The organism is Pseudobdellovibrio sp. HCB154, from assembly GCF_046267985.1.
GTDB lineage: Bacteria > Bdellovibrionota > Bdellovibrionia > Bdellovibrionales > Bdellovibrionaceae > Pseudobdellovibrio.
Window position 1 is genome coordinate 642,514 of sequence record NZ_CP176530.1, and the last position, 14,447, is coordinate 656,960.

At 39.9% G+C, this 14,447-nt stretch carries 16 protein-coding genes and 1 pseudogene; 6 read left to right on the forward strand and 11 right to left on the reverse strand.

Going from position 1 to position 14,447, the window contains the following annotated elements:
- Positions 1-2: 2 nt before the first annotated feature.
- Positions 3-1,094 carry a transglycosylase SLT domain-containing protein gene (locus ACKWCF_RS03270; RefSeq protein WP_409479272.1) on the forward strand — a complete coding sequence of 364 codons (1,092 nt, stop codon included), beginning with the start codon at positions 3-5 and terminating at the stop codon, positions 1,092-1,094.
- A 10-nt stretch (positions 1,095-1,104) separates the two neighbouring features.
- On the opposite strand, the gene ACKWCF_RS03275 is transcribed toward ACKWCF_RS03270, so the two are convergent.
- Positions 1,105-1,569 carry a hypothetical protein gene (locus ACKWCF_RS03275; protein ID WP_409479273.1) on the reverse strand — a complete coding sequence of 155 codons (465 nt, stop codon included), beginning with the start codon at positions 1,567-1,569 and terminating at the stop codon, positions 1,105-1,107.
- Positions 1,570-1,754: 185 nt separating this feature from the next.
- On the opposite strand from ACKWCF_RS03275, the gene ACKWCF_RS03280 reads away from it, so the two are divergent.
- A complete protein-coding gene (locus ACKWCF_RS03280; RefSeq protein ID WP_409479274.1) occupies positions 1,755-2,915 on the forward strand; it encodes a hypothetical protein in 1,161 nt (386 codons plus the stop codon).
- Between the two features lie 54 nt (positions 2,916-2,969).
- On the opposite strand, the gene ACKWCF_RS03285 is transcribed toward ACKWCF_RS03280, so the two are convergent.
- The 8 genes from ACKWCF_RS03285 to ACKWCF_RS03320 all read right to left on the reverse strand — a co-directional run bounded on the left by ACKWCF_RS03285 (position 2,970) and on the right by ACKWCF_RS03320 (position 8,637).
- The gene (locus ACKWCF_RS03285) at positions 2,970-4,247 is read right to left on the reverse strand and encodes a M14 family metallopeptidase (protein ID WP_409479275.1); all 1,278 of its coding nucleotides are present in this window, start codon (positions 4,245-4,247) and stop codon (positions 2,970-2,972) included.
- A 94-nt stretch (positions 4,248-4,341) separates the two neighbouring features.
- A complete protein-coding gene (locus tag ACKWCF_RS03290; protein ID WP_409479276.1) occupies positions 4,342-4,677 on the reverse strand; it encodes a PilZ domain-containing protein in 336 nt (111 codons plus the stop codon).
- Between the two features lie 94 nt (positions 4,678-4,771).
- Positions 4,772-5,278 carry a dihydrofolate reductase gene (locus tag ACKWCF_RS03295; protein ID WP_409479277.1) on the reverse strand — a complete coding sequence of 169 codons (507 nt, stop codon included), beginning with the start codon at positions 5,276-5,278 and terminating at the stop codon, positions 4,772-4,774.
- A 5-nt stretch (positions 5,279-5,283) separates the two neighbouring features.
- On the reverse strand, positions 5,284-6,078 hold the full coding sequence (locus ACKWCF_RS03300) for a thymidylate synthase (RefSeq protein WP_409479278.1): 795 nt from the start codon (positions 6,076-6,078) through the stop codon (positions 5,284-5,286).
- A gap of 107 nt (positions 6,079-6,185) precedes the next feature.
- Positions 6,186-6,419 carry a hypothetical protein gene (locus tag ACKWCF_RS03305; RefSeq protein WP_409479279.1) on the reverse strand — a complete coding sequence of 78 codons (234 nt, stop codon included), beginning with the start codon at positions 6,417-6,419 and terminating at the stop codon, positions 6,186-6,188.
- Between the two features lie 15 nt (positions 6,420-6,434).
- Positions 6,435-6,971 carry a hypoxanthine phosphoribosyltransferase gene (gene hpt / locus ACKWCF_RS03310; protein WP_409479280.1) on the reverse strand — a complete coding sequence of 179 codons (537 nt, stop codon included), beginning with the start codon at positions 6,969-6,971 and terminating at the stop codon, positions 6,435-6,437.
- 19 nt (positions 6,972-6,990) lie between these two features.
- A complete protein-coding gene (locus ACKWCF_RS03315) occupies positions 6,991-7,749 on the reverse strand; it encodes a uracil phosphoribosyltransferase (RefSeq protein WP_409479281.1) in 759 nt (252 codons plus the stop codon).
- 9 nt (positions 7,750-7,758) lie between these two features.
- Positions 7,759-8,637 carry a hypothetical protein gene (locus ACKWCF_RS03320; protein ID WP_409479282.1) on the reverse strand — a complete coding sequence of 293 codons (879 nt, stop codon included), beginning with the start codon at positions 8,635-8,637 and terminating at the stop codon, positions 7,759-7,761.
- Between the two features lie 164 nt (positions 8,638-8,801).
- Here ACKWCF_RS03320 and rsmH point away from each other — a divergent pair, with 164 nt between their 5' ends.
- From rsmH to ACKWCF_RS03340, 4 genes are read left to right on the forward strand one after another with little or no spacing between them, the layout of a single operon-like run.
- Complete coding sequence (gene rsmH, locus ACKWCF_RS03325; RefSeq protein WP_409479283.1) at positions 8,802-9,740, forward strand: 16S rRNA (cytosine(1402)-N(4))-methyltransferase RsmH; 939 nt, start codon at positions 8,802-8,804, stop codon at positions 9,738-9,740.
- Between the two features lie 26 nt (positions 9,741-9,766).
- A complete protein-coding gene (locus tag ACKWCF_RS03330) occupies positions 9,767-10,084 on the forward strand; it encodes a histidine kinase (protein ID WP_409479284.1) in 318 nt (105 codons plus the stop codon).
- Positions 10,081-12,039, forward strand: a complete 1,959-nt coding sequence (locus ACKWCF_RS03335; protein ID WP_409479285.1) for a penicillin-binding transpeptidase domain-containing protein — start codon at positions 10,081-10,083, stop codon at positions 12,037-12,039. Before ACKWCF_RS03330 ends, ACKWCF_RS03335 begins: the two co-directional genes overlap by 4 nt.
- Positions 12,040-12,064: 25 nt before the next feature.
- The gene (locus ACKWCF_RS03340; RefSeq protein WP_409479286.1) at positions 12,065-12,820 is read left to right on the forward strand and encodes an SIMPL domain-containing protein; all 756 of its coding nucleotides are present in this window, start codon (positions 12,065-12,067) and stop codon (positions 12,818-12,820) included.
- A gap of 1 nt (position 12,821) precedes the next feature.
- Here the strand turns inward: ACKWCF_RS03340 and ACKWCF_RS03345 are convergent, their stop codons facing one another.
- Positions 12,822-13,886: a methyl-accepting chemotaxis protein gene (locus ACKWCF_RS03345; protein WP_409480242.1), complete on the reverse strand. Its 1,065-nt coding sequence runs from the start codon at positions 13,884-13,886 to the stop codon at positions 12,822-12,824.
- 111 nt (positions 13,887-13,997) lie between these two features.
- A pseudogene (locus tag ACKWCF_RS03350) lies at positions 13,998-14,438 on the reverse strand (MCP four helix bundle domain-containing protein); the annotation flags it as partial.
- Between the last annotated feature and the right edge of the window lie 9 nt (positions 14,439-14,447).

The window sequence follows — 14,447 nt, forward strand, 5'->3', positions numbered from 1 at the left end:
AAGTGAGATTTTTATTTCTAGCGATCGCTATTTTTCTAACAAGCCTTCAAAGCCAAGCTCTGGTGACAGAGTGGAAGTCAACACTTCCGAAAAAATCGGTTTTTAAAGCTAACGAAGATATGCGTGGTCGCGTAGATTTCTGGAAAAAGATTTACTCTGAAGTTCCAGAAACAGCAGGGCTTTTTCATGACCCTGATTTTCCAGAATACGTGTTTGGCGAAATTAGTTGGGAACATATCCAAAACAATAAAAATCTAACAGCTTCTGAAAAAAGAAAAAAAATCGATAATCTGATTAATTACGAGCGCATTCGCTTAGCGGCTAAATGGAAAATTAAAAACGTAAAGCGCATTCGTTTGCAAACAGGTCTTAAAGAGCGCATGCAAAAAGCGTTATTCTTATCTGGCCAATATCTTCCGATGATGGAAGATGTGTTTCGCAAAAAAAATCTTCCGGTTGAATTATCACGTCTACCATTTGTAGAAAGTTCTTTTAACGTTAATGCGCAATCAAAAGTGGGAGCCAGCGGTTTATGGCAAATCATGCCGTTTGTAGCACGCCCTGAAGGTTACATTAAAAACTTCTACGACAAACGTAATCATCCGTATTATGCCACTTTACTTGCCGCTGACATGTTACAAGATAACTACCGTGCTTTAAAAAAATGGCCGTTAGCAATTTCTGCTTACAATCACGGTTTAGGTGGAATCAAAAAAATGGTTCGCGTCAGTAACTCGAATTATTTGCCAGATTTAATTGAATCAGATGATAAAACAAGAAGTTGGGGTTTTGCTTCAGAAAATTTCTACGCGTGTTTCTTAGCAGTATTAGAAGTTGAAAGAGAAGCTAAATCGTTATTTGGTGATGATCTTTTGAAAGCGAAACCGCTTCCCATGAACCGTGTAATCACAGCGAAAGCTGTTCCGAAAAAAGAAGCGCTTAAATATTTCGGTGGAAGCTTAGATAAATTAAGAAAATTCAATCCGCACTTAAACATGACTTTACTTAAGAAAAGCAAAGTGATCCCATCAGGTGTGCCATTAGTTTTACCTAAAAAAGCCAGCGCTAAATATTTTAAAACAGCTGGTCTTTAATTTTTAAGAATTAATTCAAATTACTGCAGTTCGATTTTAAGTAGCGGCCTTTTTCTGGAAAACGAAACATTTTAGACATGGCTTCGCAAGTCGCTTTTTTGATTGTCGATTCAAATTGTGAATAGCAGTTAAATAAAGCCGCATCATGATTTTCAGCATCAGTGAATTGGCGGGCTTTACCTACGCATGATTTCAAATTTGGAAATTCAGAAATATGATAGAAGCAGTATTCGCGAACATTTTCTTTTAAGTAGTTTGATTTAACTGTGTTCACTTGCTCAAAGCAGCTGCTTAACGTGATGTGCTTTGAAGTTTTACCTAAACATTCACGAATTTCGTTAGGTTGCTCGTCTAAACACTTTTCTAGGGTAGAAGATGGGGCGTTCGTAAAAGCCGTTGTTAACAACATAAAGGCTGTCAGAAATAGGGCCGAGATAGTGCTTTTTACTTTTGAGTTCATTTTTACGTTCAACATGCTTTGGGATTTTTGCATAAAGCGTTCCAGGATGAAACAGCATTAGCTGCTTATAAACGATAAAACAGGTTTGGAGCCTTAGACAGGGGCCGAGAATTGTCAGCCGCCTTGTTATAATTCTATACCAAATCGAATATATGAGTTTTTAATTCAAATTTGCCTAAATATTGGGTAATAAAGGCTTTATGAAAACAGTTACACGAAGCCTAGTGAGCTTGTTCACTCTGACATTTTTTTGGTTCTCTTTAGCCGATGCGAAGGTGGGTAAAGCGGCCCAAAGCCTTCTGGCAAAAACTTCTTCTGAGGCATTTCAGACCTTTGAAAAAGACGGGCTTAACAATTCGCAAGTGGCCCTTGATTACTTATTCTTAAAACTAGAGAAAAAACAAAACTTTCAACTTTTAACAGAAAAAGAATTAGCTGATTTTCATTTCGATGTTTTAACGCAAAAAATTTTAGATTTCGTAAACCGTTTAAATTTAGCTTTTAACTTACCCATCAACTACAAACTTAGAAAACAAATGCAGTTTGAATTTTATGGTTTAAGCCAGGCGATTAAAAAAGCCAATGAAGTAAGTCTTACGGTTGATTCTGATCACTTCGATAAACTTCACGATATGTTAATGGGCCAAGGCACTAGTTTATTCTACGCTTCTGCTAAAGATAAAAAAAGAACCGACATGTTTTTTGCCAGTTATTACCTGCATGAGCTTGAATATCCGATGGATATGACGGCGCGCCACTTAGAATCTTTAAAAAAATCTTCGAAGTGGAATACGGGTGTAAAAGTTTACGCAGCTAAGATTGCGCGCGCCGCTCTTCATGGCGGAATGAGTTTAAATAAGCTAACATCAAAACAAATCGATACTTTGTATGACGCCAGTTTATTAACAAGCCTAGATGATGGCGCAAAATTAACGATTCAAAAGATTTATTTAAAACAGCTGCAAATGATCGGTGACCAAGAAAAAATTAAAGAAGTAAAACGTGAGTTAGCTTCTTCAATTTTATGGCAAGAAACTAAAAGCCTGGTTAAAAATCCTTTAGATATTTTTAAGTTTATCCAGTTTTGCGTGGGCTACGTATTTATTGCATGGCCTCTGGAAGGCATTGTGATTTTAGTATCATTAGTGATTTTTGGTTTCCAAGCTTCAACAGTGTTAACACCAGAAGAGAAAGTAAAAAAATCATTCGGTAAAAAGTTATGGATGGTTTTCCAGAAAGCTTACTTGGGAAGTAACGTGCCGTTTTTTACGAAGTTAGCGGCGTCTTTGATTTTATTCGGAGTAGGTCTCTACTTCAACTCGGCGAAGAATTTCGTAGAGACCATGATTTCAAATATGTAACGCGAAGCTACCATCCGTGGCGAGCTTCTGACGGCGTCCTGCCGTCAGACCCATTTAAGGGTTTGGGATAGGACCGATTGGTCCGATGCTCACATTAATAGTACGGTATGGATTATCCGCGTATTCCATTAAATATAAAGCAGGCTCAATATTTTTATTAAATACCGGTTGAATCACGCCAGCACCTGGATAGAAGCCACCACCACCAAAGCCACCTGAACTTTGCGATGGATCTAACTCAAAAGTAAAAGCAAAAATTTTGTGTTCGCCGTAAGCCCAATCTGTTGTGTCGCCACTGGCGATATAAAGATCAGAAGCTTGTTGCGGAGTGTACTTGTTCCATTCAGCCATTTTCTTGGCCATTGTTTCGAAAACTTGCGCATCTTTTGTGTTTTCGAGGCCATCGTATTTGTGGCCCCATGGGTAAAGAATTAACTGCGAGTATGTATGGAATGACAGTAGTGTAGTGATGTTTGTGTGAGCTTCAACGTAGTTTTTGATGTTGATGGTTTCAGGTTCAGAGAACGGTTTTGTTCCCATGTACGTATCGCTGTTTGGATTCGTTGAAGAGCCGCCAGTGCCCCATTTGTAACTGTAGTTACGATTTAAATCCGTACCGAAAGTACCATTCGCATTACGTGAACGATTTTTTCTCCACATTTTGTAGCTGCCGTCTTGAATGTCGTATTCAGCGCCATCTGGATTTACCATCGGAATAATGTGAATATCACGGTTATTCATTAAACCTACGATACGCTCGTTGCCAGCTTTGTACTGGGCAACTAAGTGTTGCGCAAGCATCAATGGCATTTCCATTGATAAGTGTTCACGCGCATGGTGGCCACCCATATAGATCACAGCTGGTTTTTCTGAAGCGTGTGATTGATCGGCCCCTAAACGTAAAACCCAAGTGTCACGGCCTTCAGTTGATTTACCGATTGAACCCATTGTTACAAGAGTTGGATTTTCATTAGCTAGCTTAGTTAACTCAGCCGTCATCTCAGCGTAGTTATGAAAAGCAGAATCTTTTGTTGGAAAATCTTTTCCGCTGAACATCGCTTCATCAGCTAAGTTTGAGTACGACATTAACCAACCCAATTTTTGGATTTGTTTTAATTCTGTATCGCCACCGAATGCGACAACGTAATCTTCTGTCGTGTTTTCGATACCAACGATATTGGCGATCACTGAACGCTCAAATTTATCTTTGGCGCGAATTTTCATCCAATATCTGTTGTTTGATGTTGATTGCGCGAATTGCGCGATAGAAACAGCGATTAAGATCACTGTGGCCAATAGGGCCGACTTTTTTAAGTTAAATCTGACTGACATTATGATCCCTTCCGTGGGTGATAATAGTTAGTTTGTTTACACGAATTAACTATTACCGTAGCACGAAAGTCCAGTATGTCTACAAGCTTTAACTTTAATTATTTTGATTCGAAAAAAGAACGCTCGTTAATTTGTCTTGAAGTTCTTCGCGTTTTAAAAATTGAACGCCAACACCTAGACCTTTGGCCCAGACAACTTCGCAATCCACAACGTGAACGCGGTTTAAACTTCTTAAATTAATTGTAACGCGGGCGATGTCGCCTTTTTTTACTGAAAAATTCGGGCTTAATACTTCAAAGAAAGCGCCTGTTGAAGAAAGGTTTCCCATCTTAGTTAAGATGCGGCCGTTCTTTCCGTAGATTTCAATATGAGCTAACTCTTGAGTAACAAAGCGGCGAGCGACCTGTTGCTGTGTATTTTGATTGTCCATAACTCTACTCCAATTCCTATTTTAAATCGGATTCTCGGACAGCAATATTGAATTTTTTTTTATGTTGAGATCGTCGATTATTTCGACGGAATCGTTATCTTTGCGTGCCTGCGGCACGACTGTTCTCCCACACTTCGTAAGCCAGACCTGGATGAACGTCTGACATTTGGCGGTTTCGCAAAGCGAAACCATCTTGAAAATCAGAAGGGTAGAACGTATCGCCCTCATATTGGCCAGGGATGCGGGTTACATAAAGCAGGTCGCAAAGCATGCGTGTCTGTTTGTAAATTTCAGCACCACCAACAACCATCACTTCTTCAGGCCATTCGCCAATTTTAGTTTTAGCAAAAGCCACCGCTTCGTCGATTGTTGTGACAAAATGCACGTTCGGAAAATCAGTGGTTTGGGGTTTGCGTGAAATCACGATGTGAAAACGTTTAGGTAAAGGTTTGCCTAAAGAGTCATAAGTCTTACGACCCATGATCATGATTTTTCCTGATGTTTGGGTTTTGAAATATTTTAAGTCTTCAGGAAAATGCCACAGAAGTTTGTTGTCTTTACCGATGGCAAAGTTTTCTCCGATGGCAACGATTTGTGACAATATCATTAAACAGCAACCTCACCCTTAATAGCTGGGTGTGGATCATAACCAGTGATTTCGATATCTTCGTATTTAAAATCAAAAATATTTTTAACATTTGGATTTAATTTTAATTTCGGAAGCGGACGGCATTCGCGTGATAATTGCAGTTTTACTTGCTCTAAGTGATTTGAATAAATGTGAGCATCACCCAGCGTATGAATAAATTCACCCACTTCTAAATTACAAACTTGCGCCACCATATGAACTAACAACGCATAGCTTGCGATATTAAACGGAACACCTAAGAAAATATCCGCACTTCGTTGGTATAACTGGCAAGAAAGTTTTCCATCAGCTACGTAGAATTGAAAAAATGCATGACAAGGCGGTAACGCCATTTTGCTGATGTCAGACGGGTTGAACGCCACAACTAATAAACGACGAGAGTCTGGATTTTTTTTGATCTCTTCAATCACGTTACTGATTTGGTCGATTGTTGTACCATCAGCCGCTTCCCATGAGCGCCATTGTTTGCCGTACACAGGGCCAAGTTCGCCTTGTTCATCAGCCCATTCATCCCAGATAGAAACTTTATTTTCTTTTAAATATTTAATATTTGTTTCGCCTTTTAAGAACCATAAAAGTTCATGAAAGATCGAACGTGTGTGAAGTTTTTTAGTTGTTAAAAGAGGAAATCCTTTTTGCAGATCAAAACGCATTTGATAACCGAAAACACTGATCGTGCCTGTGCCGGTGCGGTCTGATTTTACTGTGCCTTCATTTAAAACGTGACGTAGAAGATCGTGGTATTGTTTCATAGGGATAACCTCTCTCTAATTAGAAATTATCCTTGAAAAGGAGCGTTGCTGTCGAGAAGACCGCAACGCGCTAACGAAAAAATCCTGCGGATTTATAGAAAAAAATCTTAGTCTTTTTTGTGTTTCTTTTTAAGCTTTTTCGCTCGTACAGCGGCTTTGCTGACCGCTGCTGTTTGTTCAGTCGTTGGCTTTACGATAGTGCCTTTAATATCTTCAACTTTTTCCTTAACTTCCTGATTTGGTTGTTGCGGAACATTTGGCGCTGGAGTTGTTGTTGCTGGATCAGCCGCTAAAGCCGATACAGAAAACGCTAAAACAAGAGCAGATAGAAATAGTCTCATGACATTTCCTTTCTATTATTGAAAGTTTTGTACTTGGGCAATGTAAGGAAGGTTACGGAAGTAACCTTGATAATCTAAACCATAACCAACCACGAATTCATTCGTGATTTGAAAACCAACATAATCTAATTTGCACGGAACTTTTAAAGCTTCAGGTTTTTCTAATAACGTAACTGTCGTTACAGAAGCCGGTTTGCGTGATTCGATCGATGTTTTTAAGTAGTTCATTGTAAGACCCGTATCAACGATGTCTTCAACTAAGATCACGTGCATGCCTTCAACCGGGCTCGCTAAATCTAAAGTTACTTTTACTTCACCAGAAGAAGAAGTTCCACCGTGGTAGCTTGATACACCGAAAAATTCACAAGTAATGTCAGTGTTAATTTGGCGGATAAGATCAGAATAAAATAAGAACGAACCTTTTAAAACGCAAACCGCAACAACTTTTTGGCCCTTAAACTTTGCCGTCAATTGTTCGCCGATTTGTTTTACTTTCTCTTGGATTTTTTCTTCAGAGATATAAGATTTAAGATTCAGATTCTTTGGGTTCATATGATGTCCTTATCAGCCTTTACACGAAAGAATTATTTAATAACTCGCCAAGGCCACCGGCCCCAGGAATGATGTATTGTTTGTCATTCAACCCTTTTTCTTGCTCCCAGTAAAGGCCTAAAGGTGAATTTAAGACGTGCGCCGGAGATAAACCGCGATCTACGCGCAGAGCAAAAACTTGAAGAGGCGCTTTCACAGATTGGATTTTTTTAAGGTATTCAGGAGTCACAATCAAATGAAGAGCGATATAGCTCTTAACGGGGCCTTGAACTTGGCTTTGGTAATAATCAATGGCCGATAAAATCGTTCCGCCAGTAGCGCCCATTGGGTCAGGAAATAAAACATAACTGTTTTCGATACTGCCACCGATTTTAAAGCTACCTAAGTTTGTTCCGGTTACTTGTTCGTTCGCATCGGTTTTACGAGCCGCAAAGATATGATCTTGTCTTACATTTTCAGCATTTAAGAACCAGTGCAGATATTCATAGCAGATATGGCTAGGGAATGTTCCGGCGCGGGCTAAATTCACTGTTACGGCCTTGGTTTCATGAGCCAAAGTTTCAGCAGTTAACGACTCACCCATGCGGGTTTTAACTTCGACCTTACCTTTAGGAAATAAAGCGTTCGCGGTGTGAACAATCAGGCCGTTGTAAATCAGTTGAACCAGGCGGTTAATCTGCGGTTGCGTCGTTTTACTTTGGCAAAGTTCGGTTAATAGCGTTTGCAAAAAAGGATCATTGATTAAATGAAAATTCGGACCGTAGTGATGTTCTTGCATGATCTGTTTTTACTGCAGATCAATGATGATGGCAAAAGTTGTTTTTTGATTACGGTAGTCAGTGGATTTGAAAATTGTAAATGGCGCTGCGTTGGCTAAATCAGGTTCTAAATCGAAATACGTAAGTAGACCTGTGCCAGAAAGGTATAATTGTTCGCCGGGGCTTAAGCTAAAATCAATTGGTATTTGCTGAGCATCGTTAGGGTGATTTTTAATATACATAAGGCTGAACATTTTTAGAGCGGATCTTATATCCTGTGCGTTGATAGCAAGCCTGATCCAACGTGCGTTGCTGCCGGCACTAATGGCGTTATTATTTGTTTCGCCGAAAATCATAATGTCTGTTTTTAAAATGCGAGCGTTAGTTGTGTTCAGCTTAATCGGTGCATTTGATTTATAAAAAATAATATCGCCGCCAAGGGCTGTGCGGTCACCGTAACGCTCATTCATGATTGAATTCAAATAATCGTGATCAATCTCAACCATTTGAATTCTTAACTTTGCTGTCGCTGAAACAGTTTGTGTCGGACTAACATCGCCAGTGCCGGTTCTAAAAGCTTGGGCTTGTGGGGCGCCTGCAGTCACAGCACCGTCAGCAGCCATTTCTGAAGTTGGACTTGTAGTGCGCGTAGCCCAAGTATTGGCTTGTGGTGGGGGAGCTTCAAATTCAGCTTGGTCTTCGGCAATACCAGCTTCAGTTTTAGCTTTTGGATTTGGGGCTACCGAAGCAAAACGATTAATTTTTTGAATCCATTGTTGTGGCTGGTCAGTGCGAACTACAAAAGTCGTTACGGCCACACCCAAAAGAACCACCATTAAAAACTGAAACATTCCGCTTTTGGCGATTTTAATCAGAATAGGATCTTCTTTAGGTTTATACGCCAACATATCCACACCGCAGTTGGCGCAGTATTGATCTTGGGGTTGTCTAAAATGGCATCGTGGACATTCTACAAGCACGGCTTAGTTTAGTGTATTCTGTCTTGACCGACAAATAAGCGAATTTTACACTCATACCTTAGTCTGGGTTTTGTTACTTATAAGGGGTTATTTTGAGTCAAGTTTCACTTGCATTGAATGGTCATGTGCCAGTTTTAGCTGAAGAAGTGATTGCAGCGTTTGATTCGCTGGTTGGAAAAAATAATCTATCGTATTTCGACGGAACTTTTGGCCGCGGTGGTCACTACACTTTATTAAAAAATAAGTACAACATCACAAGAGCGGTTGCGACCGACCAAGATTTACAGGCAATTGCTTACGCTAAAGAAAATTACCCAGAAGTTACAATTCATCATATTAATTTTCATAACTTTTCTGAAACCAACACCGAAAAATTCGACATGATGTTAGCCGATCTTGGCGTTAGTTCTCCGCAGCTTGACCAAGCCGATCGTGGATTTAGTTTTAATAAAGACGGTCCGCTAGACATGCGCATGAATCAAAATCAAAGCATGACAGCGGCACGAATCATCAATGAATTTACTGAAGATGATTTGTTCAAACTTTTTCGTGAGTACGGCGAGATTCAAAACCCTGCGCGTGCGATTAGGGCTATCGTCGAGGACAGAAAAACAAAACCTTTTGAAACAACACTGCAATTAGCTGGATTAATTGAAAGAGTTGATGGCTGGCATAAGAAGGGCTTCCATCCTGCGACTCAGTACTTTATGGCCTTAAGACTAGTGGTGAATCAGGAATTGTACGTTGTTGAAGAAGGCGTAAAAAATTTGATGCAGCAATTGAACGACGGCGGACGATTGGCCGTGATTTCGTTTCACTCGCTTGAAGACCGCATAATTAAAAACTTATTTAAGGACTCAGATCTAGGTTTTTCTGTGAACAAGAAAGTAATTGTTCCCTCTGAGGAAGAGTGTAAAACTAATCCTAGGGCGCGGAGCGCCAAATTGCGTATCTTTCAAAAAGGTGCGCAACCGGAAAAGCCGGATAAGTTTGCGTTACGCAGAATGCAGCGCGAACAAAACGACAACTAGATTTGCAACTTTGCAACGAGGTCAGGATGAGCTCAGAGCACGTTAGGCAGTTAAAGCCTTTTTTAAGTGTGTTTTTTGTTATTGCTACATTATTTTCAATCGTGTTTTTAAAAATGGAAGAGCGCCGCATGTCTTATGTCGTTCTGAAAAACACTCGCGAATTCAAAAAAAATAAAGAAATGAAAAAGCAAAAAGAAATTCAACTGGCGAAGTTAACTCGTCCGCAGTTGGTTGAAACTGTTGCCACAAAAAAGCTTACGCTAAAACGTGCAACACAAGCTCAGATCATTCATTTAAATCCATCAGTATCTTTAAGTTATTTGAATAAAGAGGGGCGTCCTTGAAATCCAAAATAATCACTCTGTTTATTTTCGTTTGTACTCTTTGGTCCGCTTTAGTTTTCCGTGCAGCTTATCTTCAGTTTGTTCCCCATGAAAAATTAAATACACTTCAGGAAAAACAGTTTCAAACAGTGGTGTCGTTGCCAGCACGCCGTGGAAATATCATTGATCGTAATGGTAAAGAGTTAGCCATGTCGTCACCGACATATTCAATTTACGCTGATCCGAAAATTATCGAAGATAGAAAAGGCACGGCTAAGTTCTTAGCTAAAGTGTTAAAAGAAAATCAAAACGAAATTTATTCAAAAATTAAAGATAAAAATAAACGTTTTATCTGGATTGAGCGTTTAGTTTCAGTTTCTCAGGTCGAAGAAATTAAAACACAGAAAATTCGCGGTTTAGGTTTTGTTGAAGAGTGGAAGCGTGTTTATCCAAACGACCAATTACTTTCAACAACTTTAGGCTTCACAGGTAAGGAAGGCCAAGGCTTAGAAGGTTTAGAACTTTTCTACGACCAGCAATTAAAAGGTGAAAGCAAAAAAGTATCTATGCGCAAAGATGCGCGTGGCAGACCGTTAATTCAAGACGGGATGTTATTCACTGAAACTCCGCAAGGTAAAGAAATTAAGTTAACGATTGATTCTGATTTACAGTACTTTGTTGAAACAGAATTAAAACAAGCTTTACAAAAACACGAAGCCGAAGCGGCTTACGCTGTGGTACTTGATGCAAAAACATCAGCGATTCGTGCGATTGCTTCACTTCCTTCATTTAATCCAAACGATGCTTCAAAAGTTTCTCCGGGAGCTCGCCGTAATAGATCTGTAACAGATACTTACGAGCCAGGTTCAACACTTAAAACTTTTGTTATCGCTCAAGCTTTAGAAGAAAAATTATTTCAGCCGAATTCAAAAATCTGGTGTGAAAACGGTCATTTTAAAATCGGTAAACGTGTCATCCGCGAAGCTGAAGCGAATCACTCGCAAGGTTTAATTTCTGTCAGTGAAGTTTTAGCTTATTCTTCTAATATCGGAACAAGCAAAATCGCGTTAAAGCTGGGTGATGAAAAATTACGTCAGGGTTTAATGAAATTCGGTTTCGGTCAAAAAGCAGGAACTGATCTTCCGGGTGAAGCTAAAGGTATTATCTTAGGTCTTCCTTGGAGAGATCACTTGTTAGCTAACGTTTCTTTTGGTCAAGGTATGACCGCGTCTCCGCTCCAAATGGCAAATGCTTATGCGGTGATTGCCAATGGCGGAATGTTAAACGCACCACATATCGTTGAATCAATCACTGATCTTGAAACTAATCAAACTATGGCGACTGAAACAAAACAAATTCGCCGCGTGATTTCAGAAGAGACAGCTCAGCAAATGCGTTTGATGCTGGCGGCGGTAACTTCAGGAAAAGGTTCAGGGGTTTCGGCTCGTGTTGAAGGTTATATCGTTGGCGGTAAAACAGGTACGGCACAAAAAGTTAGAACTGAAGGCCGCGGTTATATTCCGGGTGGTTATATCGGAAGCTTCACGGGTTTTATTCCTGCCAATGACCCGCAATACGTTATTTACGTTGCTTTAGATCATCCGAAAAAAGGTTATTACGGAGCTCAAGTGGCCGCTCCATTATTTTCACGCATTGCTTCTTATGCTGTTCGCCGCGAAGGTGTAGCTCCTGAAGTCTTGGGTGAAAAAAATATTTCAAATGTTCCTGTAGCACAAAGCGAAAAAACTGAAAAAGAAGTAGAAGAATTTTCGTATGCGGATTTAAATAAAACTACAACAACGTTAACTACGGTTCCTGACTTTAAAGACTTATCAATGCGCGAAGTGTTGCAACAAGCCGCTAATCAGAATATTAAAATTAAAATGATTGGCCGTGGAAAAGTTGACCAAACTGTACCAGCCGCTGGAGAAGCTTTAAGCGAAGACCGTACGATGACTATCATTCTAAAAGAATAATTCTTTTAGACACCTAGGAGTGCGTATGAAGTTTTTAAGCCTGAAGTTTTTTGTAAGTGCCGCTATGATTTTTTCTTGTTCATTGGCTATGGCCGAAGTAGCCCCAGCTTTAATTAAGGTGGGAAGCTTTTCAGAAAAAAATATTGATCCTAATATCATGAATATTAATCTGCAGATCTGGGCTAAAGCGGCAACGGCTGCGCAAGCCCAAGAGATGGCCAATAAACATGTAAAACGTGTTAAAGAGCTAACTGAAAAGTTCAAAGTTAAAAAAGAAGACGTGCAAACAGAGTACTACAGCGTAACTCCTGAATATGCTTACGAGCACAAAACAGGGATCAGCCGTATTCAAGGTTACAGCGCTATGCACTCGTTAACAGTAACTTTTAAAAACTTAGATCAAGCAGGTCAATTTATTGATCAAGCGGCAAGTGGCAATAAAGCAGATAAAGAAAAATCAGGTGTCACAATTGGTAATATCGGTTGGGACTCTGATAAAAAAGGTGAAGCTGAAGAGGCCTGCATTAACCAAGCCGTTAAACAAGCGCGCGGCAGAGCTGATGATTTGGCTAAAGCGGCGGGTGTAAAAATTAAAGGTGTTTATAGCATCACAAACCAACAGGTTTACGCGAACTACGAATCAGCGCCAATGGCCGGAGCGGCTCGCGCGCAGAATAAAATGATGATGTCAGCTGACATGGAATCAAGCGGAACAGAACTAAGCCCTGGCAAAATCAAAATCCGCGCTGATGTAAATATCGAGTATCTAATTCAGAACTAAATTAAGACGCTCGTGAAGAATTGTTGCCATAGACAATTCTTTGTAAACGACGTACCGCTAAATCCGTTTGATTGACTTCATGTGTGGCAACATCTGCTGTATGTGAACATTCCACTGCGCTTTTTGAGCTGACAGCTGTGCTCGCATCTACTCTTTGCATAGCTGTATCAATTTCGCGAATTCCCACAGATTGTTCTTGGGCTGCTTCGCTGATTTGACGGGTAAGTTCGGCAATATTTTCAACCGTGACAGATAGCTGTTCAAAAAGCGATACGCTTTGATTGGCAATTTGTTGGCCGCTTTCGGTTTTTTCAAGACCTTTTTGAGTTAAATGTTCAACAGAAGATAATGTTTGCGAAATGATTTCTGTAACACGTAAGTCACTTCGTTGTAGGATAGCTTCAATTTCTTTGGCTGCATTTCCGCTGGAAACAGCAAGTTGAGAAACCTCTTCAGCAACTACCGCAAACCCTTTACCCGCTTCACCTGCGCGGGCGGCTTCAACACTGGCGTTAAATGACAATAGCTTTGTTTGAAAGACGATATCATTAATAGCTGCGGTTTTTGATTTGATTTCATTCATTAATTGCACGATTTCATTAAGCGCTGAAGTGTTTTCTTTAATTTGCTTAGTCATGTCGGCATTTGAAACTTTAATAACTTTAAAAGCATCTAGTAAATTACGAAGAGCTTCTTTTCCTTCATGCGATAACTGCAAGCCATTTTCTACCAGCTTAGTGTTTTGAGTCGCGTTATCTGAAGTTCTGGCAATCATAGATGTAATTTCAGAGGTAGCAGCAACTGTTTGTGCGATGGCCGCCGCCTGTTCCTGAGATGCTGCGCTTAAATTGTTGCTTGATTCACGTAAAAGCTCAGATTGATCTTTCACCGATTGCGAGCTGTTCATTAAGTTGGTTGAAATATCAATCAGATCCAGTGTTATTTTTCGTGCTAAGAACCAAGCTAAGAATATTCCGCTGAAGACCAGAACTAAGCAAAGTGAGATTGTGAACATTTTTGATTGTTTCTGAACGGCCACGGCTTCTTTACTCCATTGTTCGCCCATCGCGACTGTAATGTCATCTAACTCTAAGAGAGCTTTCTGGTGAGCGGCTACTTTGTCATTTAAATCAGTAATAGATTCCGGTGTCAGATGCTTAAAGTTTTTATCCTTCTCTAGATTAGCTAAAACATCACGGGCAATAGTAGCAACGTCATGCCACAGCTTTTCTGTACGTGTATAAGATGCTTTTTCTTCGTCAGTGCTAAAACCACGGTTGGCAAATTCTTTCGAAATTTCTTCGTAGCGTGTAACAGCTTTTTTTAAGCTTTCGGTACTTTTTTCGCGACTTTTTTCGCTGAGGCCATCTAAATTTAACACTAAAATTTCTGTATGAGTTTGGCGGCCACGATTTCTTAATCCTGAAAGGTCACCTAGCTTTGGAACACTCTGAGAGATTAGCATACTGTATTTATCTGCAATGGTGTTAAATCCATAAACTGTGGCTATGGAGCTGATTCCAATACCTAATACTAAAATTAAAAAGCCCAATAACAGTCTTTGCTTTAATGACATAATTTCCTCGCTAGTTACTTTCGGAGTTGTGCGAGAAAACATTTAGGTTGA